At 73.6% G+C, this 19,769-nt stretch carries 20 protein-coding genes; 8 read left to right on the top strand and 12 right to left on the bottom strand.

The window, feature by feature from the left end; translation table 11 throughout:
* Window positions 1-121 precede the first annotated feature (121 nt).
* Window positions 122-1,066, bottom strand: a complete 945-nt coding sequence (locus ACZ4W5_RS23920; protein ID WP_360228636.1) for a PAC2 family protein — start codon at window positions 1,064-1,066, stop codon at window positions 122-124.
* 685 nt (window positions 1,067-1,751) lie between these two features.
* On the opposite strand from ACZ4W5_RS23920, the gene ACZ4W5_RS23915 reads away from it, so the two are divergent.
* Entirely contained in the window at window positions 1,752-2,486 is a 735-nt protein-coding gene (locus tag ACZ4W5_RS23915) for a GNAT family N-acetyltransferase (RefSeq protein WP_360228639.1), read from the top strand.
* Here ACZ4W5_RS23915 and ACZ4W5_RS23910 read toward each other — a convergent pair.
* The gene (locus tag ACZ4W5_RS23910; RefSeq protein ID WP_465656755.1) at window positions 2,476-3,741 is read right to left on the bottom strand and encodes an ADP-ribosylglycohydrolase family protein; all 1,266 of its coding nucleotides are present in this window, start codon (window positions 3,739-3,741) and stop codon (window positions 2,476-2,478) included. The two genes, ACZ4W5_RS23915 and ACZ4W5_RS23910, sit on opposite strands and share 11 nt — an antisense overlap.
* Window positions 3,742-3,849: 108 nt before the next feature.
* Here ACZ4W5_RS23910 and ACZ4W5_RS23905 point away from each other — a divergent pair, with 108 nt between their 5' ends.
* Complete coding sequence (locus ACZ4W5_RS23905) at window positions 3,850-4,845, top strand: hypothetical protein (RefSeq protein ID WP_360228645.1); 996 nt, start codon at window positions 3,850-3,852, stop codon at window positions 4,843-4,845.
* A gap of 13 nt (window positions 4,846-4,858) precedes the next feature.
* Here ACZ4W5_RS23905 and ACZ4W5_RS23900 read toward each other — a convergent pair whose 3' ends face one another.
* The 8 genes from ACZ4W5_RS23900 to ACZ4W5_RS23865 all read right to left on the bottom strand — a co-directional run bounded on the left by ACZ4W5_RS23900 (window position 4,859) and on the right by ACZ4W5_RS23865 (window position 13,530).
* Complete coding sequence (locus ACZ4W5_RS23900; RefSeq protein WP_465656754.1) at window positions 4,859-5,170, bottom strand: transcriptional regulator; 312 nt, start codon at window positions 5,168-5,170, stop codon at window positions 4,859-4,861.
* Window positions 5,170-5,646: a hypothetical protein gene (locus ACZ4W5_RS23895; protein ID WP_465656752.1), complete on the bottom strand. Its 477-nt coding sequence runs from the start codon at window positions 5,644-5,646 to the stop codon at window positions 5,170-5,172. Before ACZ4W5_RS23895 ends, ACZ4W5_RS23900 begins: the two co-directional genes overlap by 1 nt.
* Window positions 5,647-5,727: 81 nt before the next feature.
* Window positions 5,728-6,240 (bottom strand): ribonuclease, encoded by a 513-nt coding sequence (locus ACZ4W5_RS23890; RefSeq protein WP_465656751.1) that lies wholly within the window; start codon window positions 6,238-6,240, stop codon window positions 5,728-5,730.
* Window positions 6,241-6,383: 143 nt separating this feature from the next.
* Window positions 6,384-9,092: a pyruvate, phosphate dikinase gene (ppdK, locus tag ACZ4W5_RS23885; RefSeq protein WP_360228657.1), complete on the bottom strand. Its 2,709-nt coding sequence runs from the start codon at window positions 9,090-9,092 to the stop codon at window positions 6,384-6,386.
* A gap of 564 nt (window positions 9,093-9,656) precedes the next feature.
* Window positions 9,657-10,826 (bottom strand): tRNA dihydrouridine synthase DusB, encoded by a 1,170-nt coding sequence (gene dusB / locus ACZ4W5_RS23880; RefSeq protein WP_360228660.1) that lies wholly within the window; start codon window positions 10,824-10,826, stop codon window positions 9,657-9,659.
* A 69-nt stretch (window positions 10,827-10,895) separates the two neighbouring features.
* Complete coding sequence (locus tag ACZ4W5_RS23875; protein WP_465656749.1) at window positions 10,896-11,681, bottom strand: DUF4097 family beta strand repeat-containing protein; 786 nt, start codon at window positions 11,679-11,681, stop codon at window positions 10,896-10,898.
* Window positions 11,678-12,322 carry a response regulator gene (locus tag ACZ4W5_RS23870; RefSeq protein WP_402483609.1) on the bottom strand — a complete coding sequence of 215 codons (645 nt, stop codon included), beginning with the start codon at window positions 12,320-12,322 and terminating at the stop codon, window positions 11,678-11,680. Before ACZ4W5_RS23870 ends, ACZ4W5_RS23875 begins: the two co-directional genes overlap by 4 nt.
* Window positions 12,310-13,530, bottom strand: a complete 1,221-nt coding sequence (locus ACZ4W5_RS23865) for a sensor histidine kinase (RefSeq protein ID WP_465656748.1) — start codon at window positions 13,528-13,530, stop codon at window positions 12,310-12,312. The genes ACZ4W5_RS23870 and ACZ4W5_RS23865 overlap by 13 nt, the downstream gene beginning before the upstream one ends.
* A 135-nt stretch (window positions 13,531-13,665) precedes the next feature.
* On the opposite strand from ACZ4W5_RS23865, the gene ACZ4W5_RS23860 reads away from it, so the two are divergent.
* Window positions 13,666-14,196, top strand: coding sequence for a hypothetical protein (locus ACZ4W5_RS23860; protein WP_402483603.1), 531 nt, complete (start codon window positions 13,666-13,668; stop codon window positions 14,194-14,196).
* Complete coding sequence (locus ACZ4W5_RS23855) at window positions 14,193-14,597, top strand: hypothetical protein (RefSeq protein WP_465656746.1); 405 nt, start codon at window positions 14,193-14,195, stop codon at window positions 14,595-14,597. Before ACZ4W5_RS23860 ends, ACZ4W5_RS23855 begins: the two co-directional genes overlap by 4 nt.
* On the opposite strand, the gene ACZ4W5_RS23850 is transcribed toward ACZ4W5_RS23855, so the two are convergent.
* Window positions 14,594-15,472 (bottom strand): helix-turn-helix transcriptional regulator, encoded by an 879-nt coding sequence (locus ACZ4W5_RS23850; RefSeq protein ID WP_360228976.1) that lies wholly within the window; start codon window positions 15,470-15,472, stop codon window positions 14,594-14,596. The genes ACZ4W5_RS23855 and ACZ4W5_RS23850 overlap by 4 nt on opposite strands.
* A gap of 111 nt (window positions 15,473-15,583) precedes the next feature.
* Between ACZ4W5_RS23850 and ACZ4W5_RS23845 the strand changes: the two genes are divergently transcribed.
* On the top strand, window positions 15,584-17,065 hold the full coding sequence (locus ACZ4W5_RS23845; RefSeq protein WP_465656745.1) for an MFS transporter: 1,482 nt from the start codon (window positions 15,584-15,586) through the stop codon (window positions 17,063-17,065).
* Between the two features lie 97 nt (window positions 17,066-17,162).
* Here ACZ4W5_RS23845 and ACZ4W5_RS23840 read toward each other — a convergent pair whose 3' ends face one another.
* The gene (locus tag ACZ4W5_RS23840; protein ID WP_465656744.1) at window positions 17,163-17,525 is read right to left on the bottom strand and encodes a MerR family transcriptional regulator; all 363 of its coding nucleotides are present in this window, start codon (window positions 17,523-17,525) and stop codon (window positions 17,163-17,165) included.
* A 112-nt stretch (window positions 17,526-17,637) separates the two neighbouring features.
* On the opposite strand from ACZ4W5_RS23840, the gene ACZ4W5_RS23835 reads away from it, so the two are divergent.
* From ACZ4W5_RS23835 to ACZ4W5_RS23825, 3 genes are all read left to right on the top strand, one after another.
* Window positions 17,638-18,882 (top strand): MFS transporter, encoded by a 1,245-nt coding sequence (locus ACZ4W5_RS23835; protein ID WP_465656742.1) that lies wholly within the window; start codon window positions 17,638-17,640, stop codon window positions 18,880-18,882.
* A 68-nt stretch (window positions 18,883-18,950) separates the two neighbouring features.
* Complete coding sequence (locus tag ACZ4W5_RS23830) at window positions 18,951-19,244, top strand: type II toxin-antitoxin system Phd/YefM family antitoxin (RefSeq protein WP_360228687.1); 294 nt, start codon at window positions 18,951-18,953, stop codon at window positions 19,242-19,244.
* On the top strand, window positions 19,241-19,769 hold a 529-nt coding region (locus ACZ4W5_RS23825), incomplete at its 3' end, for a type II toxin-antitoxin system VapC family toxin (RefSeq protein ID WP_465656740.1). The genes ACZ4W5_RS23830 and ACZ4W5_RS23825, both read left to right, overlap by 4 nt.

Below are 19,769 nucleotides of genomic sequence, written 5' to 3'. Positions count from 1 at the left end.
GCACCGCTCAACGTACGGGCGGCGCCGATGACTCCCGCCACGGCGGGTCCGCCGCGCCGGACCCGCCGCGCCGGACCCGCTGCGCCGGACCCGCAGCGCCGTGGGCGTTACGCCGGTCCCGCTACTCCGCGCCGCGCTCGTGCTCGGCGAGGAACTGCTCGAAGCGCCGCCCCAGCTCGTCCGCGGACGGCAGGTCGACCGGCTCGGCCAGCAGGCTCTCCCGGCCCTCGGCGCCCGCGACCGCGTCGTACTGACCCTCCATGCCCCGGATGGCGGAGCGCAACTCGCCGTCGCCCTGGGCCAGCTGCTCCTCGATGTCGGCGTAGACCTCGCCCGTCCGCTCGCGCAGCCGGGTGCCGGGCAGCACCAGACCGGTGGCGGACTGCACCGCCTCCAGGATCAGCACGGCGGCCGCCGGGTAGGCCGAACGGGCCACGTAGTGCGGGACGTGCACGGCGAAGCCCAGCACGTCGTGCCCGGCCTCGGCCAGGCGGTACTCCAGCAGGGCCTGGGCGCTGCCCGGGACCTGCGCCTGCTCGAACCACTGCGGGTACCCCGGCGCGAGGTCGAGCCGGTTGCCGTGCGGCGTCAGGCCGACCGGGCGGGTGTGCGGCACGCCCATCGGGATGCCGTGGAAGTCCAGGCTGAGCCGGACCTCGAAGCGCTCGACCAGCTCCCGGACGGCGCGCGCGAAGCGCTCCCACTCGACGTCCGGCTCGGGGCCGGTGAGCAGCAGGAACGGGGCGCCGGCGGCGTCGCGGACCAGCTGGAGCAGGATCTCCGGCGGGTCGTAGGAGGACCAGTGGTCGTGGTCGAAGACCATCGCGGGGCGGCGGGCCCGGTAGTCGACCAGGCGGTCGTGGTCGAAGCGGGCGACCACCTGGGGGGAGCCCGTCTCCAGCAGGTGGGCCACCACCTGGGCGCCCGCCTCGCCGGCGTCCATGAACCCCTCGAAGTGCTGGAGCAGCACCAGGCCGGCGCCGGTGTCGCGCAGCTCCGCGTTGGCCTCGGCCACGGCGGCCACGCCCCGCTCATCCAGCTCGTACAGCGCCTGGAAGTCTCGCACCGCGCACCCTTCCCCGTTCTCTGCTCGTCCTGCTCCGACCGGCTCTCGTCCTTTCCAGCGTGCCGGGGCGCGCGGGAATTCCCGTTCCGACCGACCGCTCTCGCGGACGGCCCGCCCCGCGACCCGCCCGGCAACACGCTCGGGGCCGTCGCCGAGCGCTCCGGACCATGATCGCATCCGGGGGGAAAGCCCCTGTTCACGGGTGTTCAACAGCCCCGTCCGGGGCGCGCGGTGGCGGCCCGCGCCGACATTCGGGTGCCGCGAAGTGACGCACCGCGTTCTGGCGGGTATCGTCCTCTCGCTGCCTCGCATCGTCGCGTCGTCGTCACGTCGTCCGTAACGCCGTCGATCACGACCCGGATCGCTGCTCGGGCAGACACCCACGACGCATCTTGCCTTCACCTGGCCGCCTGCTTCCCTTCGCGCACTCGTTCCCTCTTCGGCCATTTCGCGGACGCACACTGTCCCCTCGCTCTTCCCGCCGGACCGGTCCGAGGATCCGTGTCCGTTCCGGCACCCTCGCCGCCCGTTCCGGGCCGCCGCTCCGCCCCATCCCACCGGAATCCTCCGGCGCACACGGGTACCCGGAGCCGGAAACCGGGCCGGGGCGACCCCCCGTCCACCGCAGTCAGTGCCGCACCCCGGCGCCGGTTGCGCCCTACGACCGATGAAGGACCAAGGTTCCGTGCCAGCACCTGTCTTCCTCACCGGCCGCACCGTTCGGTTGGAGCCCCTCGCCGCCCACCACGCCGAGGCCATCGCCGCGGCCGGCGCCGAGGACCGTACGACCTACGCCTTCACCCCCGTCCCGCACGGCCTGGAAGCGGCCCGCGACTACATCGCGCGCGCCCTCGCCGACCAGGCCGCGGGCCGCTCGCTGCCGTTCGCGACGGTGAACGTCGCCGACGGCCGGGTGGTCGGCTCCACCCGGTTCCTCGAACTCGACTACTGGCAGGGGCCCATGGTGTGGCCGCCGGTGCCCGGCGTGCCGTTCGGCGATCCGGCCACGGCCGTCCCGGACGCCGCCGAGATCGGCAACACCTGGCTCTCCCCGCGCGCCCAGGGCACCGGCATCAACACCGAGGCCAAGCTGCTCATGCTCCGGTACGCCTTCGAGACCTGGGGCGTGCAGCGGATCTCGCTGCGCGCGGACGCCCGCAACCTGCGCTCCCGGGCCGCCATCGAGCGGCTCGGCGCGACCTCCGAGGGCGTCCGCCGGGCGCACTCGCGCGGGCTGGACGGGGTGGTGCGCTCGACCGCGTTCTACTCGATCCTGGACACCGAGTGGCCGGCCGTGCGGGACATCATCGAGCTGCGGATCGCCGCCGCCACCTCGCCGAGCGCCCCGGATCCGGCGATCAACCAGGAGTGTCTTAGACAGGGCGGCAGCGGCGCCGGGCAGCTGATGATCACGGCCTGAAGGGGAGCCGTTCGCCGGTAGCGGCGGTCTTCAGGATCCAGCTGAGGACTGCCGCACCGTGGGGCTCCTCGGGCCGCACCGGCCATCGGTCGTGGCTCGTCTCGGCGACCGCCGAGACCGGCCGCCAGCCGTTGCGGACCGGCGTGACCACCACCTCCCAGACCGGGTGGCCGTCGTTCGGGCGACAGATCCTGACCGAGCCCTCGTGGGTGTGGACCGCCCAGCGGCCGTCCAGGGCGTCCGTGTGCCTCCCGGTCCGGATGCGCTGCCACTGCTCGTCGGTCCATTCCACCTCGGGGACCGGGTGCGGGCGCGGGACCAGGATCTCCGCGCGGCCCCGGCCGCCGGTGACCGCCCCGGGTTCCGGGAACGCCCAGCCGGGCAGCGGTTCCCGGGCGGCCATCCAGGCGGCCGGGATGCCGCGAGTGCCGGTGTGGGCGGCCACCACTCCCCCGGTGATCGCGGCGACGGTGTCCATGTCGCCGCCGGCCGCGATCGCCGCCCGGACCGCGGCCGGGTAGTCGGTCAGATGGTGGGCGGCGCACCAGAGGGCGTACGGAACGGTGTCGGCGGCCGAGGTCCGGCTGCCGTTGCCGAGCACACTCGCCGCGAGCAGGCGGTCCGGCTCGGCGAGCAGGCCGACCGCCTCGTTCAGGCCGTCGCGAACGACGCCCAGCGGGGTGCGGAAGGCCACCTCGCGCAGGAAGGTCTCCGGCGTCGTGCCCCCGGTCCGGGCTCGGACCGCCAGGGCCGCCGCCACCGCCACGGCGATCGCGCCGTCCACGGCCTGCGGGTGGGTGTGGGTGATCACGGCGGTGCGCGCGGCCAGCTGGATGACGGCCGCGAGGTCGCCCGCGTGAGCCGCCCCCAGCGGGGCGACCCGCATCGCGGCGCCGTTGCCGTACGAGCCCTGGCCGTCGAAGAGTTCGGCGGCCAGGGCCCTGGCGTCGCCGCCCTCGCGGATCAGCCGGAGCAGCCGGTTGGCGGCCGGGCCGTAGCCGCGGTCGAAGTCGTGGTGGCGGGCGAAGGCGTGGGTGAGGTCGAAGGTGTCGATCGCACCGCGTTCGCGCTGGGCGGCGTACACCGAGCAGGCCATCTCGGTGTCGTCGGTCCACGGCCAGGGGCCGGGCGGTTCGGTACGGGAGGCGAAGTGGGCCCGGGCGGTTTCCGGGACGAAGTACTGGGCGCCGAGGGCGTCACCGACGGAGAGGCCGTTGAGCGCGTCGAGCGCGGGGCCGTTGGGTTCGGTCATCATGTGCCCCCAGCACACCGGATCGGCCTCCGATTCGTCAACATCGTTACGGGAAAGCCCCTGACGAGGGATGTTTCGCATACCTCCGATCCGGGTGGGCACCACCGGGGTATGACCCGCGCGCATCCGCTCGACGCCGTCGCCCTGCTCGGCGCCGACCAGCAGCACATCGCCACCCGGGCGCAGCTGCGCCGGCTCGGCGTGCCCTCCGGCACGATCGCCCACCGGCTGCGGCCGGGCGGGCCCTGGCAGCAGGTGCTGCCACGCGTGATCTGCCTGCAGAACGGGAGGTTGACGGCCCATCAGCGACTGCGGGCGGCCCTGGCGTACGCGAGCCCGAAGGGGCGGCAGCCGCAGCCCGGCGAGGTGCTGCTGACCGGGTTCGCGGTGCTGGCGGACGCCGGGCTGCCGAGCGCCGGGCACCCGGCCGACCTGACCGAGGTCGATGTCCTGATCCCCGGCCAACGCCGGGTCAGGGAAAAGGAGTTCGTCCGGATCCACCGGTCGTCCGGGGTGCTGCCGGGCGGCTTCGAGCGGGACGACGGACTGTGGAGCGCCCCGGTCGCACGGGCACTGGCGGACCTGGCGCCGAGGGAGACCGGGCAGCGCCGGTTCCGGGCGCTGTGCGCCGAGGCGGTGCAGCGGCGGCACTGCGAACTCGGCGAGCTGCTGGACCAGTTGCTCACCAGGCCGGGGGCACTGGCACTGCCGCAGGTGGCCCGGGTGGTGGAGGACCTCACCGCCGGGGTGCGGTCCGTGGTGGAGGGCGAGGCCCGCGAACTGCTCGCCCACGCGGGCCTGCCGGAGCCGCTGTGGAATCCGGTGCTGTTCCTGGACGGCCGTTTCCTGGCCGTGCCGGACGCCTACTGGCCGCACGCCTGCGTGGCGCTGGAGATCGACTCCCGGGCCTACCACCTGCGCCCGGCCGACCACGAACGCGGACTGGCCCGCGCCAACCGGCTGGCCGGCGCCGGACTGCCGGTGGTGCGCACCACCCCGGTCCAGCTCCGCCGTGACCCGGCGCCGGTGCTGCACGAGCTGACCGCCCTGGTCACCACCGGCCCGCACGGCCCGCACGGCCGGATCAGCTGGCGGCGGGCCCGGTGAACTCGGCCTCGTATCAGGCGTGTTGGGCGCCGGCCGCCTCGGCGGCGGCGACCAGCCGCTGGAGTTCGGCGAGGTGGGCGGCGAGGGCGGTGCGGCCGGCGGAGGTGGCGGCGAGCCAGGTGCGCGGCCGCTTGCCGACGTAGCCCTTCTTCACCGTGAGGTAGCCGACCTCCTCCAGAGCGGTGGCGGCCTTGCTGAGGACGGAGTCGGAGACCTCGCAGTGGTCCCGGACGGCGCCGAACTCGGCCTCGCGGCAGGCGCCGAGGAAGGCGAGCACGGTCAGCCGGGTGGCGTGCTGGAGCAGCGGGTCGAGGGCGGCGGGCATCAGCCGGTCTCCTGTGAGCGCCTGACCCGGCGGTTGAGCCGGTCGGTGCCCACCCAGAAGGTCAGGCCCGCCGCGAGCCCGGCGGCCCCGCCGATCCAGCGCGGGCCGCCGCCGGCCTGCCAGGCGAGCAGCATCCCGGCCGCCGATGCGGCGCAGACCGCGAGGACCGCGAGGGCGACCGGGCCGCCGATGCCGTCCGGCACGCCCCGGCGGACGATGCCGTCGCTGCGCACGGCGACCCGGGCGAGGCCACCGGTCAGGGCGGCGAAGCCGCCCACGAACGCGCCGATCAGGGCGAACTGCCGGGTTTCGACGGCCTGGCCGATCCCCAGGCCGTAGGCGGCGAACGCGAAGGCGAAGGCCGGCCCGTACCAGCGGGGCACCACGCCCGGCCGCCGGGCGGCCGCGTCGGCACGGTCGGCCAGGCGCAGCGCTTCGGCGGCGGACAGCGGCGGGGTGGGAACGGAGTCACTCATGCTTCCCCCTCGGAAAGTGACGGTGGTTCCACTGTGCCACCATCTTTCCGAGTTGGAAAGTACTTTCCACGAACTCGTCACTCAGCAGCGCGGGTCGATCTCCTGGAAGGTCGCGTAGTGGTCGGCGGACCAGTACTGCTCGCCGGCGCCGCCGGTGACGACCCGCCGGGTGCCGCGGTCGTTGGAGCCCGGGGTGACCACGGTGAACTCGTGGTAGTAGCCGTTGCCCTTCTTCGGCAGCCGGCTCTCGCGGTTCTCGAAGACGATGCCGTCCCGGTTGTACGGGTAGGGGCCGCCCTTGGCGATCAGGCCCAGGGTGTCCTGGGCCTGGCTGGGGAGCTTGGTGCGGCAGACGTCCGCCAGCGCCGGATCGGCGGGCACCCAGGTGCCGGCCGCGGAGGGGGTGCCGCCGGCCGGCGGGGACGGCTTGGGCGCCGAGGGCTTGGGCGCCGAGGCACCCGCGGTGGTGGTGGCGCTCGCGGCGGCCCGGGGGTGGCTGCTGCCGCCCTTGCCGGCGAGCAGGTAGCCGACTCCGGCGAGCACGGCCAGGATCAGGACGGCCACGACGACGAGCGGGCTCTTGCTTCTGGTCATGCGGTCCAGCTTGGCAGGCGGCGGCGTCCGGGCGGCCGTGTCACGTACGCCGGTTCTCCTGCGCCGAGCTCCGGTGTACGCCCTCCCGACGGGAGGGTGAGCGGTCAGTCGTACCCGCGCGTGAGTAGGGGATGCCTACCCTCTCAGCGCGAGTCGCTGCCCGCCGACTCGATGGCGGCGCGGCCTGCCTCCAGGCGCGCCACCGGGATCCGGAAGGGGGAGCAGGAGACGTAGTCCAGCCCCACCTCGTGGAAGAAGTGCACCGACTCCGGGTCGCCGCCGTGCTCGCCGCAGACGCCGAGCTTGAGGTCGGGGCGGGTGGCCCGGCCGGCCTCGACGGCGTGCTTGACCAGCGAGCCGACGCCGTCCCGGTCGATGGTCTCGAACGGGGAGACCCCGAAGATGCCCTTCTCCAGGTAGGCGGTGAAGAAGGAGGCCTCCACGTCGTCCCGGGAGAAGCCCCAGACCGTCTGGGTCAGGTCGTTGGTGCCGAAGGAGAAGAACTCGGCGGCCTCGGCGATCTGACCGGCGGTCACCGCGGCGCGCGGCAGCTCGATCATGGTGCCGAGCTTGATGTCCAGCTGGACGCCGGTGGACTGGACGACCTCGGCGAGCACCCGCTCGCACTCGTCGCGGACCAGCTCCAGCTCCTGGACGGTGCCGACCAGCGGGATCATCACCTCGGGGCGCGGGTCCCCGCCGGCCAGCTTGCGCTCGGCGGCGGCCTCGGCGATGGCCCGGACCTGCATGCCGAACAGGCCGGGGATGACCAGGCCGAGGCGGACGCCGCGCAGGCCGAGCATCGGGTTCTGCTCGTGCAGCTTGTGCACCGCCTGGAGCAGGCGCAGGTCGTTCTCGTTCGGGTCCTTGCGGGCCTCGGCGAGGGCGACGCGCACCGACAGCTCGGTGATGTCCGGCAGGAACTCGTGCAGCGGCGGGTCGAGCAGGCGCACGGTGACGGGCAGCCCGTCCATCGCCTGGAAGAGCTCCAGGAAGTCGCCCTTCTGCAGCGGCAGCAGGGTGGAGAGGGCGAGCTCGCGGTCCTTGTCGTTGTCCGCGAGGATCAGGTGCTCGACCTCCTTGCGGCGCTCCTCACCGAGGAACATGTGCTCGGTGCGGCACAGGCCGATGCCCTGGGCGCCGTAGCGGCGGGCGCGCCCGCCGTCCTCGGCGTTGTCGGCGTTGGCCCGCACGGCGAGCCGGCGGCGGCCGTCGGCGTGCGACATCAGCCGGTGGACGGCCTGGACCAGTCCGCCCTGGACGTCGGCGCCGGCGTGCAGGGTGCCCTCGAAGTACTCGACCACGGGGGACGGCAGGACGGGCACCTCGCCGAGGTAGACCTTGCCGCTGGCGCCGTCGATCGAGACCACGTCGCCCTCGTGCACCACCAGGCCGTCGGCCGTGGTGAACTTGCGCGACTTGGTGTCGACCTCCAGCTCCTCGGCGCCGCAGACACAGGTCTTGCCCATGCCGCGGGCGACGACGGCGGCGTGCGAGGTCTTGCCGCCGCGCGAGGTGAGGATGCCCTCGGCGGCGATCATGCCGTCCAGGTCGTCCGGGTTGGTCTCCCGGCGGACCAGGATGACCTTCTCGCCGGAGCGGGACCACTTGACGGCGGTGTAGGAGTCGAAGACGACCTTGCCGATCGCGGCGCCGGGCGAGGCGGCCAGGCCCCAGCCGATCTGCTTGGACTCGGCGGTCGGGGCGAAGCGCGGGAACATCAGCTGGGCCAGCTGGCCGCCGGTGACCCGCATCAGGGCCTCGTCCAGGTCGATCAGGCCCTGGTCGACCAGCTGGACGGCGATCCGGAAGGCGGCCGCGGCGGTGCGCTTGCCGACCCGGGTCTGGAGCATCCAGAGCTTGCCGCGCTCGATGGTGAACTCGATGTCGCAGAGGTCGCGGTAGTGGTTCTCGAGCTTCTGCATGATCGCCATCAGCTCGTCGTACGACTTCTTGTCGAGCTTCTCCAGCTCGGACAGCTGCAGCGTGTTGCGGATGCCGGCGACGACGTCCTCGCCCTGGGCGTTGGACAGGTAGTCGCCGTAGACGCCCTGGGCGCCGGTGGAGGGGTCGCGGGTGAAGGCGACGCCGGTGCCGGAGTCCTCGCCGAGGTTGCCGAAGACCATGGTGCAGACGTTGACCGCGGTGCCCAGGTCGTTCGGGATGCGCTCCTGGCGGCGGTACAGCCGGGCGCGGTCGCCGTTCCAGGAGTGGAAGACGGCGTGGACGGCGAGGTCCATCTGCTCGCGCGGGTCCTGCGGGAAGGGCCGGCCGGTCTCGCGCTCGACGATGCCCTTGAACACCTCGACCAGTTCCCGGAGGTCGGAAGCGTCCAGGTCCAGGTCGTTGACGGTGCCCTTGGCGTGCTTGGCCTCGTCCAGGGCCTCCTCGAACAGCTCGCCCTCGACGCCCAGCACGGTCTTGCCGAACATCTGGACCAGGCGGCGGTAGGAGTCCCAGGCGAAGCGCTCGTTGCCGGACTGGGCGGCCAGGCCGACCACCGAGGCGTCGGAGAGGCCGATGTTCAGGACGGTGTCCATCATGCCGGGCATGGAGAACTTGGCACCGGAGCGGACGGAGACCAGCAGCGGGTTGTCGGCCTGGCCGAGCTTCTTGCCCATCTCCTGCTCGAGGGCGTCCAGGTGGGCGCTGATCTCCTCGTGCAGCGAGGACGGCTCGCTACCGGTCTCCAGGAAGACCTTGCAGGCCTCGGTGGTGATGGTGAACCCCGGAGGGACGGGGAGCCCCAGGTTGGTCATCTCGGCCAGGTTCGCGCCCTTGCCGCCAAGAAGATCCTTGAGGTCCTTGTTTCCTTCGGTGAAGGAGTAAACAAACTTCTGCTGGGACGGCACGGGTCGGTCTCCTCGTACGCGGTTGCCCTGACGCCGGAGAACATACCCATTTCGAAGGCACTTCTCTGCCCTCAATAGGCCACACGAGGCCGGTACCGAGCGGTAACCCGCTAGATCGAATGCACATAAAGGCGTTCACCTCTGTTGGTGAAATCGTCCCCCTGACGCGAGCCAGTGTTCAAGTCTTGAAGGCAGGGAAACAGGAAGATCGCCCGATTCGGACGCTGGGTAGCGACCGCGGGTCGGTCGCGTTGCCCCGGCTTGATTTCCTGCACCCGGATCGGCCGATCGGCGTCGAACCGGCTTCGGGAAGCGATTCACGCTCGACCTGTCCATTCCGTCCACTGACCGACCGTCAGTCGCTCCGGCGTGTGGCAAGCGTCACCAGCCCGTCTCGCGGCTCGAGCGTAGGACGCCTGCGCCAATCGTCGCACTGCGTCCAGGAATGTGCTCGTTCCGTGACCTCAGGACGCCGAAAAGGAGCCCTCCTGTCCAGGATGGACAAGAGGGCTGGGACCGGGTGGCCAGCGGTCCCGGAGGGCCTGATTCGCCGGATCGGCTAGATCATCCGCCGGAGGTGTCCGATTCGGCGTCCTCGCCCGGTCGGGCGCAGTCGTACGGATCGTCCAACCAGCCCTCCGGCAGGACCACCCGGCCGTTGCCGCTGGTGCGCCCGCGCGGGCCGTCCGCGCCGATCGGCCAGGTCTGGGTCTGCTCCACCTCGGCGAGGGTCCCCTCCAGTTCGGCCAGCGAGGAGGAGTTCGCCAGCCTCACCCGCAGCTCGGAACCGACCGAGAAGCCCTTGGTGTACCAGGCGACGTGCTTGCGGAAGTCGATCACACCGCGCGCCTCGTCCCCCAGCCACTCGCCGAGCAGCTGCGCGTGGCGCACCATCGCCCGGGCCACGTAGCCGAAGTCGGGGCGGGCGTGGTCGACGTCGCCCTCGAAGATCGAGACCAGGTCCTTGAACAGCCACGGACGGCCCAGGCAGCCGCGGCCCACCACCACGCCGTCGCAGCCCGTCTCCCGCATCATCCGCAGCGCGTCGTCGGCCGACCAGATGTCCCCGTTGCCCAGCACCGGCACGTGCGCCGGGACGGACTCGCGCAGCCGGGCGATCGCCGACCAGTCGGCCGTACCGCCGTAGTGCTGGGCGGCGGTGCGCCCGTGCAGGGCGATCGCGGCCACGCCCTCCTCGGCACCGATCCGGCCGGCGTCCAGGAAGGTCAGGTGGTCGTCGTCGATGCCCTTGCGCATCTTCATGGTCACCGGCAGGTCCCCGGCGTTGGCGACGGCCTCGCGCAGGATCTCGCGCAGCAGGTTGCGCTTGTACGGCAGCGCCGAGCCGCCGCCCTTGCGGGTCACCTTGGGGACGGGGCAGCCGAAGTTGAGGTCGATGTGGTCGGCCAGGCCCTCGTCCGAGATCATCCGGGCCGCCTTGCCGACGGTCACCGGGTCCACCCCGTACAGCTGGATCGAGCGCGGCTTCTCGCTCGGGTCGAACTTGATCAGCTGCATGGTCTTGGCGTTGCGCTCGACCAGCGCCCGGGTGGTGATCATCTCCGACACGTACAGGCCCTTGCCGCCGCTCTGCTCGCGGCACAGGGTGCGGAACGGGGCGTTGGTGATGCCGGCCATCGGGGCCAGCACGACGGGCGGCCACACCCGGATCGGGCCGATGTCCAGCGGCGCGAACTCGGTCTCGGTCGCGGTGGGTGCGGGCGTGGCTGTCATGCGCGGCTGACCTCGGGTAGCGGGGGACGGGACTCTCCATTGTCCCCCACCCGGGTGAGCCGGCCCCACCTACTCCGGATCGGGGCGGTAGCCGATGTCCAGGGAGCCCGAGCCGACGTCGGCCTCCAGGCTCCTGCTGCTGGCGGCGTCGCCCAGGGCCGGGTCGATGTTGATGCTGCCCGACCCCGTCCCGCCGTTGATCCGGTAGCGGTTGCCCCGCGGCACCCGCACGGTCACCGAGCCGGAGGTGGCGCTCACCTTCACGTCCTGCGGCGCCGACCGGAACGTCAGGTCCACCGACCCGGAGGTGCTGGACACCTCCGCCTGCGCCGAGGAGAGGTCCGTGCCCTGGGTCATCCCGGAGGTGGTGCGGGCGCGGACCGGGCCGGACAGCCCGTGCAGGAGGATCGCGCCGGAGGTCCCGTCCAGCCGGACCGCGCCGCTGAGGTCCGACACCTCGACCGACCCCGAGGTCACCGTGCCGGCGACCTCCGTCCCCGCGGGCACCTCCAGCTCGATCGAGGCGCCGCAGTTGTAGAAGGGCAGGGAACGCCGGCACTCCACACCGACGGTCATCGTGTCGCCGACCACGTCGGCGCGCACCCGGGGCTCAGAGACCGTCCAGTCGAGGTTCTTGCGCAGCACGACCCGGCCCTCCACGCCCGGCCTGATCCGTACGGAGGCGCTGTTCGTGGCCAGCCGCAGCTTGTGGACCTCCTCGGCCACGAACACCTGCTGCTCGGTCCGCGACTGCCGGGCCACCAGGGCCATGGTCTGCGCCCCACCCATGACCAGCACGAACACCAGGGCGATCACCCCGGTGATCCGCCACGCCCTGGTGGACCGCGCACTCACGTGATCTCCAGGAAGCGCAGCACCGCCATCACCCGGCGGTGGCTGTCGTCGGCCGGCGGGAGGTCCAGCTTGGTGAAGATCGAGTTGATGTGCTTGGCCACCGCGCTGTCGCTGACCACCAGGGCGGCCGCGATCGCCGCGTTGGAACGGCCCTCCGCCATCAGCGAGAGCACGTCCCGCTCGCGCGGGGTCAGCTTCTCCAGCGGATCCCGGTGCCGGCGCACCAGCAGCTGGGCCACCACCTCCGGGTCCAGCGCGGTGCCGCCCTCGGCCACCCGCTGCAGCGCCTCCACGAAGTCGTCCACATTGGCCACCCGCTGCTTCAACAGGTAACCGACACCGCTGGTGTTGGTCGCCAGCAGGTCCGCGGCGTAGCGCTCCTCCACGAACTGGGAGAGCAGCAGGACGGCGGTGTCCGGCCACTGCTGCCGGATCACCATCGCTGCCTTCACCCCCTCGTCGTGGAAGCCCGGGGGCATTCGGACGTCGGCGACCACCACCCCCGGGCGGTGCTCCTCGACGGCGGCCAGCAGCTCGACGGCGTCCCCGACGGCCGCCGCGACCTCGAAGCCCACCGCCTCCAGGACCTTGACCAGGCCGACCCTCAGCAGGACCGAGTCCTCGGCGATCACAGCACGCACGGCAACTCCACGGTGATGGTGGTGGGGCCCCCGAGGGGGCTGAGAACGGACAGCGTCCCGTCGACCGAGGCGGCGCGCTGGCGCAGACCGGTGAGCCCGGTGCCGCGCGAGGCGTCCGCGCCGCCCACGCCGTCGTCGCTGACGACCAGGCGCAGCACGCCCCCGGCCGTCCGCACCGAGACGTCGACCTGCTCGGCCCGGGCGTGCTTGGCCACGTTGGTGAGCGCCTCGGAGACGGTGAAGTAGGCGACCGCCTCGACGGTGGGGGCGATCCGCTCGGACAGCTCGACGTCCAGCCGCACGGGCAGCGGGGCCCGGGCGGCGATGCCGGACAGCGCGGCGTCCAGCCCGCGGTCCTCCAGGACGGCCGGGTGCAGCCCGCGGACCAGGTCGCGCAGCTCGTCGATGGCCGCCTGCGCCTCCTCGTGCGCCGCGACGATCACCTGCATGGCGTCGGGCGGGCAGTCCCTGAGGGTGCGCCGGGCCAGGCCCAGGTTCATCGCGAGGGAGGTGAGGCGCTGCTGGGCGCCGTCGTGCAGGTCCCGCTCGATCCGGCGGCGCTCGGCGTCCACCGCGTCCACCAGGCCGGCCCGGGACTCGGCGATCTCCTCGACCCGGCGCTCCAGCTTCTCCGCCCGGTTGGGCCCGAGCAGGAGCTGCGCCGCGCGGACCTCCAGCCGGGCGGTCAGCGTCGTCAGCCAGGGCGCCGCCACCAGCAGCAGCACGCCGAACACGGTGAGCGCCACGTCCAGACCGGCCAGCTCGCCGCGCAGCCCCGCCTCGGGCGGCAGCAGCCAGACCCAGGCGTACAGGGTGGTCAGCACCAGGGCGATGCCCCAGACGTACCCGGCGGCCAGCGCACAGAGCGCCAGCACCGGGCCGATCAGCAGGTGGTAGCCGAACTGACGCCAGGCCAGGGCGAGCCGCAGCCGGCCCAGCCGCAGGGCCGCGGGCGCGCCGGGCGGCGGCACCTCCACGCCGCGGAGGGCGCGCAGCCGACCGCGCTGGAGGGCGGTGAGCCAGCGGGAGCAGACCAGCACGACCGCGAGGACCGGGAAGAGCAGGCTGGGCTCGGTCACCGCCAGCCAGACCGGCGCGGCCACGGGTATTCCGGCGGCGATGAAGCGGGCGTCCCGCCAGGCCCCGGCGGACCACGGTGGTCGCCCGAGGCTCCTGACGAGCGCTCGGCGCAACGTGGTGGAAGGCATACCGGACAGCGTAGGGCCCGGTGATCAACGACCACCATGAAGGGGGGTACCGGCCGGGGGTGTAGCTGGATACACCCCCGATTCGGGGTGGAGCACCACCGACAGGACCCCCCTCGCGGCGGAAGGCTTGGGGACATGACGAGCACCGCATCGCACTCCGCCACCCCGCCGCACGGGCGGCCCGTCCCCGGGAACCACGGGGGTGTTCCCGGGGGCGCGCTCCGCCCGGCGCCGGGGCCGGATGGGACGCTGCCCGCCGGGGCCGGGCCCTGGTCGGTCCGCAGCGTCCGGTCCGGCCGCGGCCGGGCCGCGTTGGAGCTGTACCAGCACGGCGAGTTGGCCGACGTCCTGGTCGCCGCCCGGCTCGCCCCGCAGCTGGTCCGCGGCGCGCGGCGCAGCCCGTCCGCCGGTCGGGGCTCGCACGTGCTCGCCTGGGGGCGGCTGCCCGCCGACGGCCTGGCGCCCTCGGTGGTGTTCACCGGCGGGCGGCGGCTGTTCGGCACCGCCCGGGCGGCGGCGGCCGAAGTGGTCACGGTGGCCGGGCAGTTCTGGCTCGCCCTGGCCGAGGGGCCGTTCGACGCGGTGCTCGTCGGGCACCCGGCCGGCGGGCCGGCCGAGCGGCTCGTGCTGGAGCGGGTCCGTCGCGCGGCCGGGGGTGCGGCATGAGCACCGCCGTCGTCCCGGGCGCTCCGGCGTACGTGCTGCCGGAGCGGTTCCAGCGGCTGCCGCGGCTGGCCGCGTTCGGGCTGCTGCCCTGGCTGATGGTCCTGGCCGTCAACCACGAGACCCCGTGGGTGGTGCTGGACCTCGCGGAGTTCGCCGCACTGCTCTCGCTGGACGCGCTGCTGCGCCGGCGCAGCCCGGCCGCGCTGTGGGCGGGCGCGGTGGTGGCGCTGCTGCTGGCCGGGGACGCCCTGGCCGACATCGCCTGCGCCGGGCCGGGGCACGCGGTGCTCGCCGCGCTGGTGATGGCCTGCTGCGTCGAACTGCCGTTGGCGGCGGTGTGCCTGCTGCTCGGGCGCGAGGCGATACCCGGGGCGGTGCGCGGTGTGGTGATACGCGGCTAGGGCCGCGTCGGCAGCCGGTCCATCAGGAGGCGGGTCTCCTCGTCCAGCGGGGTGTAGCTGATCAGCCGCGTCCCGAGCCGGGGGCCGAGCCAGAAGTTGGTGTACTCGCAGCGCAGCAGGCCCACGCCCGGCACCTGGAAGCGCTTGATCCCGTTGCCCGGCCGCATCACCTCGTGCCGCTGCCACTCCTCCTCGAAGTCCGGCGAGGCCTTGCGCAGCCGGGCCAGCAGCGCCTTCCAGGCGGGCTCGGCCGAGTGGTCGGCCATCGCGGCGCGGAACCGGGCCACCATGCCGAGGCGCTCCGTCCGGTAGTCGACCAGCACGTCGCGGAAACGGGAGGGGGTGAACGCCAGCCACATCAGGTTCCGCTCCTCCGGGGGCAGTTCCCCGAGGTCGCCGACGATGGCGGTGTACGGCGCGTTGTGCGCCAGGATGTCGTAGCGGGAGTTGACCGCGGCGGCCGGGTACGGCGCCAACTGGTCCAGTACCAGCCGCACGCTCGGCGTCACCGACGGGCACTCCCGCACCGGCGCCGGATCGTCCGCACCGGCCAGGGTGAACAGGTGCGCCCGCTCGCTCGGGTCCAGCAGCAGCGCCCGGGCCACCGCGTCCAGCACCTGGACGGACACCTGGATGTCCCGCCCCTGCTCCAACCACGTGTACCAGGTCACCCCCACCGCGGCCAGCTGCGCCACCTCCTCCCGGCGCAGCCCCGGGGTGCGGCGGCGGCCGGTCAACGGCAGGCCCACCTGCTCGGGCGCGATCCGCTCGCGGCGGCTGCGCAGGAACGCCGCCAGGTCGTGCCGGCGGGCTTCGTCGGGTGTGGCGCGGTGCGGCACGGCGGTGCCGGGACGGGCTTGCGCGGCCGGGGTCATCAGGCTCATGCTCCCCAGCATGCGGCACGCCGCAGCCTGTTGCCAGGTACTTCTTATACCTGGATAACCACACTCTGGTACCAGGCTGGGGAGCGGCGGATCGTATGACCCGTGACTCAACGACTCGCCGTCGCCCCGGCCTCGCCCCGTACCGCCGCCCCAAACCCCGCCGCCCCGAGCACCGCCGCCCTGCAGACCACCGCCCCGCACAGCCCCACCCTCGGCACCGCCGGGCTGGTCACCGTCCTGCTCGGGGCCTTCCTGCCGATGCTCGACTTCTTCATCGTGAACGTCGCCCTGCCCACCATCGACAAGGACCTGGCCGCCGGACCGGCGGTGCTGGAACTCGTCGCCGCCGGCTACGGCATCGCCTTCGCCGTCCTGCTCGTCCTCGGCGGGCGGCTCGGCGACACCTTCGGCCGCCGCCGGCTGTTCGTCGTCGGGGCCGCCGCCTTCGCCGTCACCTCGCTGGCCTGCGGCCTCGCCCCCGACGCGTGGTCCCTGGTCGCCGCCCGGGCCGCCCAGGGCGCCTCGGCCGCGCTGCTGATCCCGCAGGTGCTCGGCACCATCACCGCCGCCACCGACGGCGCCCGGCGCGGCCGCGCGCTCAGCGTCTACGGCGCGGTCGGCGGCATCTCCGTGGTGATCGGCCAGGTGCTCGGCGGGATGCTCGTCGCCGCCGACCTGTTCGGCACCGGCTGGCGCTCGGTCTTCCTGCTGAACGTCCCGTTCGCGCTGCTCGCCGTCCTCCTCGCCGTCCGGTATGTGCCGGAGAGCCGGGCCACCCGGGCCGCCGCCGTCGACGTGCCCGGCACCGTGCTGCTCACCGCCTCCCTGCTCTCCCTGCTCGTCCCGCTGATGGAGGGCCGCGCGGCCGGCTGGCCGCTCTGGTCCTGGGTGCTGCTCGCCCTGTTCCCGGTGTTCGCCACCGCCTTCGCCCTGGTCGAGCGCCGCGCCGAGCGCCGCGGCGACACCCCGCTGGTGCCGCCCAGCCTGCTGCGGATCCCCGAGATGCGGCGCGGCCTCGGCATCGCGCTGCCCTACTTCGCCGGCTTCGGCGGCTTCATGTTCGTCATCGCCGTCGCCCTCCAGCAGGGCCTGCGGCTCGGCGTGGTCGCCGCCGGCTGGGCGCTCGTCCCGATGGCCGTCGGCTACTTCACCGCCTCGCTCTCCGGCCCGCGGCTGATCGGCCGCTGGGGCAGCCGGGTGCTCAGCGCCGGCGCCGTCGTCCAGGCCCTCGGCCTCACCACCATCGCGCTGACCGTCCTGGCCGACGCGGACCACTTCTCCCCGCTGCGGATGGCCCCCGGCGTCGCCCTCGCGGGCATCGGCCAGGGCCTGATCGGCACCCCGCTGTTCCGGGTCGTCCTCGCCAAGGTGCCCGCCGCCCGGGCCGGCGTCGGCAGCGGCGTCCTCGCCACCGGCCAGCAGTCCAGCCTCGCCCTCGGCGTGGCCACCCTCGGCACCCTCTACCTGTCCCTCTCCCCCAGCCTCGGCATGGGCCGCGCGCTCGGCCTGTGCCTCGGCGTCCAGTTGCTGGGCTCGTTCACCGTGCTGTACCTGACCACCCGCCTGCCCCGCTCCGTCGGCTGAGCCCCGCGGGCCCACGGGCCCGGGCGACGACGAACGGCCCCGCGACCGGTTCCCGCCGGTCGCGGGGCCGTCGCGCTGCCCGCGACCGCCCGTACGGTCAGGCGAGTTCCCTGACCACGGACAGGTACTCCAGGATGGCGTCGCGGTTGCGGGTCAGGCAGTGGATGCGGCGGGTCATCCGCTCGGTCTCGGACTCCAGGGTGTCGAGGATCTCCGGGGTGGCGTCCGCGAAGTGGATCCTCCGCGGGGCGTCCAGGCAGGGCAGGACCTGCTTGATGATCCGGGTCGGCAGCCCCGCGTCCAGCAGCTCGCGGATCTGGAGCACCCGGTCCACCTGGGAGTCGTCGTAGTCCCGGTACCCGTTCGCCTCGCGGCTCGGGAGGATCAGGCCCTGCTTCTCGTAGTAGCGCAGCAGGCGGGGCGAGGTCTCCGTCAACCGGGCCAGTTCGCCGATCCGCATGTGACCACCCTCACGTCGGGGCCGGACCGCTCCGGCTGGACCTTGACATCCATGTCAACGATAGACGATCGGTCACATGCCGACGCACGAACTCCCTTCCCCCGCTTCCCCGATGACGACCCCGGCCACGGCCGGCGGCCCCACCCCGACCCACTCGCCCGACCCGGCGAGGCAGGCACCACCGGCCCGACTGCCCTGGCCGGCGCTGCTCGCCCTGAGCACCGGCGGGTTCATCACCCTGATGACCGAGGCGCTGCCCGCCGGCGTCCTGCCCGCGATGAGCCGGGACCTCGGCGTCAGCCAGTCCGGTGCCGGACAGTCCGTCACCCTCTACGCGGTCGGCTCCATCGCGGCCGCCATCCCGCTGACCGCCGCCACCGCCGGCTGGCCGCGCAAGCGGCTGCTCCTGCTCGCCGTCGGCGGCTTCACCGTCGCCAACGCCGTCACCGCGGTCTCCGGCAACTACCCGCTCACCATGGCCGCCCGCTTCGCGGCGGGACTGGTCGCCGGAATGCTCTGGGCCCTGCTGGCCGGGTACGCCCGCAGCATCGTCGCGCCCGAACAGCGCGGACGGGCCATGGCCGTCGCGATGGGCGGCGCCACGGTCGCCCTGTCCGTCGGGGTCCCGGCCGGCACCCTGCTCGCCGGGGCCGCCGGGTGGCGGACCGCCTTCGGGCTGATGAGCGTGCTCGCGCTCGCCCTCGTCGGCTGGATCGCCGCAGCCGTACCCCCGGTCCCCGGCCGGGCCGAACACGACCGGCTGCCGCTCCGGCAGGTGCTGCGGATCCCCGGCGTGGCGGCCGTCCTGGCCGTCACCGCGACCTTCGTACTCGCCCACAACATCCTCTACACCTACGTCGCGGCACTGCTCGAACCGCTGCACCTCGGCGAGCGGACCGACACCGTGCTGCTCGTCCTCGGCCTGGCCTCGCTGGTGAGCATCGCCGTCACCGGAGCGCTGATCGACCGGCACCTGCGCACCCTGACCCTCACCGCCTGCCTCCTCGTCGGCGCCGCGACCCTGACCCTCGCCGGCGCCCTGCTCGGCTCGTCGCCCTGGCCCGTCTACGCCGCCGCCGCGGTCTGGGGCCTCGGCTTCGGCGGCGTCGGCACCCTGCTGCAGACCGCCGTCGCCGACGCCGCCGACACGGCCGCCGACCTCGCCCAGTCCCTGCTGGTCACCTGCTGGAACCTCGGCATCGCCGCCGCCGCGTCCGCCGGCGGCCTCCTCCTCGACCACGCCGGGCCGCAGTCCCTCCCCTGGTCGGCCCTCGCCCTGCTGGCCCTCGCCCTGGCCGTGACCACGGCGGCCCGCCGCCACGGCTTCCCGGGCCGGGGGCTCCCGGGCCGGGGGTGACGCTCGTCCGGGTGAACCCGACGCACGCTGCGCGCAATCGCCGCACGATCCGCCCTACCGTGAGTCGTATGACGGCCAGAGTCCCCATCCGGCAGCTCCAGCAACACGCCAGCGAACTGATCGACCGGGTCGCGGCCGGGGAGCGCATCGAGATCACCCGCAACGGGCGGCTGATCGCCGTACTCGCACCGCCTGACCCGGAGCAGCGGGTCCTGGAGGATCTCGTACGGGACGGCACCATCGACCCGGAGAACGCCGCCACCGCCCGTGGACTGGCCGACTGGGTCCCACCCACGATCGACATCCGGCTCCCGTCCGCGACCGAGGCCCTCCACAGGATGCGCGAGGAAGAAGACCGTTGATCTACCTCGACTCCTGCGCGATCCTCAAGCTCCTCCTCCCGGAGACGGAGTCCTCCGCACTGCGAACGTTCCTCTCGTCACACGGCTCCGAGGGCCATGCGACCAGTGCGCTGGCCCAGGTCGAGGTCCCGCGCGCGCTCATCAGGATCGGTGCGCCGCAGCAGTTGCACGATGCTGCGGCGGACCTGCTCGACCGAATGCTCCGCATCCGGCTCTCCGATCCGATCCTCCGAGCCGCCGGTAGCTTCCCCACCCGGCACCTGGGGACGCTCGACGCCATTCACCTCGCCAGCGCCGAACACCTGGAGCATGCGCTCACGGCTTTTGTGACGTACGACAAACGCCTCGCCGAAGCGGTCGAGGGACGTGACCTGCCGATCACCGCGCCGGGGGGGGGGGGGGGGGGGGGGGGAGGGGGGGGGGGTGGTGGGGGGGGGGGGGGGGGTGGGGGGGGGGGGGGGGGGGGTGGCCGCCGGTGGAATGGTCGCCGCCGGGCAGATCCTCGCCCGCCCACTGCTCGCCGAG

The sequence above is a fragment of the Kitasatospora sp. NPDC029367 genome (assembly GCF_055569135.1).
Note: the sequence above shows the minus strand (reverse complement) of the source record. Positions and strands in the feature narration are given on the sequence as shown.